This window comes from Pararcticibacter amylolyticus, assembly GCF_003130405.1.
Classification (GTDB): domain Bacteria; phylum Bacteroidota; class Bacteroidia; order Sphingobacteriales; family Sphingobacteriaceae; genus Arcticibacter; species Arcticibacter amylolyticus.
Genome location: NZ_QEAS01000010.1, coordinates 74,436 through 76,814, shown reverse-complemented (window position 1 = coordinate 76,814; position 2,379 = coordinate 74,436). Strand labels below are relative to the sequence as shown.

Annotated in this window: 1 protein-coding gene; it reads right to left on the bottom strand. The window is 45.0% G+C overall.

Features of this window, described 5'->3' with window-relative positions; genetic code table 11:
* Nucleotides 1-2 precede the first annotated feature (2 nt).
* Nucleotides 3-2,379, bottom strand: a 2,377-nt coding sequence (locus tag DDR33_RS13070; protein WP_202913737.1) for an ABC transporter permease, incomplete at its 5' end; no start/stop codon positions are given.

Genomic DNA, 2,379 nt, shown 5'->3' with positions numbered 1-2,379 from the left:
AACTACTCCGTTCTCAAGCTCTTCACCGGACTTGTTGTAGCTGCGCGGATAGCTTGCAGGCTGACAGTTGCGATTGCAATGAAAACGGCTCCTGCTCCGGCGATGGCAAATACAGTCCATGAAATATTAATTCTGTACGCAAAATCCTTAAGCCAGCCGTACATCAGGAATCCCGACAGGGGAGAAGAGATAATGAAGGCAATGACTACAAGGCGAAGAAAGTCGGCCGACAGCAGCCTGATGATGCCGGTTACACTGGCTCCCATCACTTTCCGGATGCCGATCTCTTTTGTTCTCTGGATGGTGCTGTAAGAAGCAAGGCCTAATAAACCAAGGCAGGAAATGAGGATGGCTAGCACTGCAAAATTGAAGAAAAGCTTGCCAAATAGTTCTTCACTCCTGTAAAGTTTACTGAAATGTTCATCAAGAAAAAAGTAGCTGAATGGTTTATCCATATAAACCTGATTCCACTTACCTTCGATAGCTTTCAGAGTAGCTTTTAAATTAGTGCCTGATAACTTGACTGATACGAGGCTGCTGCCCCGTGGATCAATACGCATAGTCAGAGGTTTGATTTCCTGCTGCAGCCCTCTATAGTTAAAGTTTTTAATAACGCCTATGATCTTTCCCTCACGACCCCATTGTTTGAACCTTTTCCCAATGACATCCCTTGGGGAAGCATATCCTAACAGCTTTACTACTGCTTCGTTGATAATGATGGCCTGTGTCGTATCCGTAGCATATTCTTTAGAAAACGGTCGTCCGGCTGCCATTTTAAGCTGGAATTGGGAGATGTAGTCGAAGTCAACAAAATAAAGATCCAGGTTAGAGACCTGAAGATCCCCCTTAATATTCTCCAGCTCTGAGTATGCACCGGGATTGCCTGTTCCGGGGACACTGGAGGACAAAGCAGCTGACTTCACACCCGGAATATTGAGCAAGGATTCCTTGAAGGCTTCTTTTCCCTTGTCGCCCTGCGTATCAATGATGATCATCTGGTCTTTGTTGAATCCCAGATCACGGCTTCGCATATAATCAAGTTGCTGATAGACAATGACCGTCGCAATGATGAGGGCTATAGATATCGTAAATTGCGATACTACCAGGCCTTTGCGAAGAAGAATGCCTTTAGTACCAGCAGAGAATCTTCCCTTCAGGACAGATACCGGCTTGAATGACGACAGTACCAGTGCCGGATAAATGCCGGCAAGCAGGCCAATGACAAGAGAGACAATAAAGAGTATTAAGATATTGAAGACATTCGAGAACATTCCCTCGCTGACTGTTTTACCAGCCAGTTGGTTAAACTGGGGCAGCATAATCGCCGAGAGTATCAGCGAGAGCAGAAACGCGAACATACAGATGATCATTGACTCGCCAATAAACTGACTTGACAACTGGGACTTCGCAGCTCCTACTACCTTTCTGATCCCTACTTCTTTTGCGCGTTCTACAGAACGTGCAGTACTCAGATTAATGAAATTTATACAGGCAATGGCCAGGATGAAGATTCCGATAACGGAGAATATATAGACATTCTTAATGTTTCCTCTGCTGTTGCCGTTTCTTGTTGAATACAGGTACGCATAATTCAGCGGCTCCAGGATGAGAGTAGGGTACATCTGATGTTCCTTCATCTCCTGTCCGTTTCTTCTGCTGAGGAAATCCGGCAGCTTTCTTTCGAGTGCTTTCGGATCAGTTCCCGGTTTAAGCAGCAGATATACTTCCAACCCATAATTGCCCCATTGATTATCCAGTTCACGATTAAACCTTCCTGTCAGCGTGCTCATAGAGATCGCCATGTCAAATTTTATCTGCGAATTGACGGGTATATCTTTCATGATCCCCGTAACCCGTGCGGGTAGCGCATCCGAAGTGATCAGCAGTGTTTGCCCGAGTGCGTCTTTATCGCCGAAATATTTTTTTGCCGTGGATTCAGTCAGCACCACGCTCAATTGATCTTTCAGCACGGTTTCCGGATTACCTTTTACCAGGCTAAAATCGAACACTCCGAAGAGAGACGAATCTGCATAAACGATATCCTGCTGAACTTTTATATCGTCTTTCCGTACCAGCATATTATCCCCTGTGAACCTTACAAATGATTCGACTTCAGGAAAATCTGCTTTTAAATGAGAAGGAACAGCCCAGGCAGGGCCACTTGCCCGCAAAGTTTCCGTGGGCGTTTTGATATCAGAAACCAGTCTGTAGATCCTGTCAGATTTCGAATGAAAACTATCATAGCTCAATTCAAGGCTCACATACAGAAAGATCAGGAAGAATGCTGTCATCCCTACGGCGAGACCGAGGATATTCAGAAAGGAATAACCTTTGTGTCTCCAAAGATTCCTCAGCGCAATTTTGATATAATTCTTAATC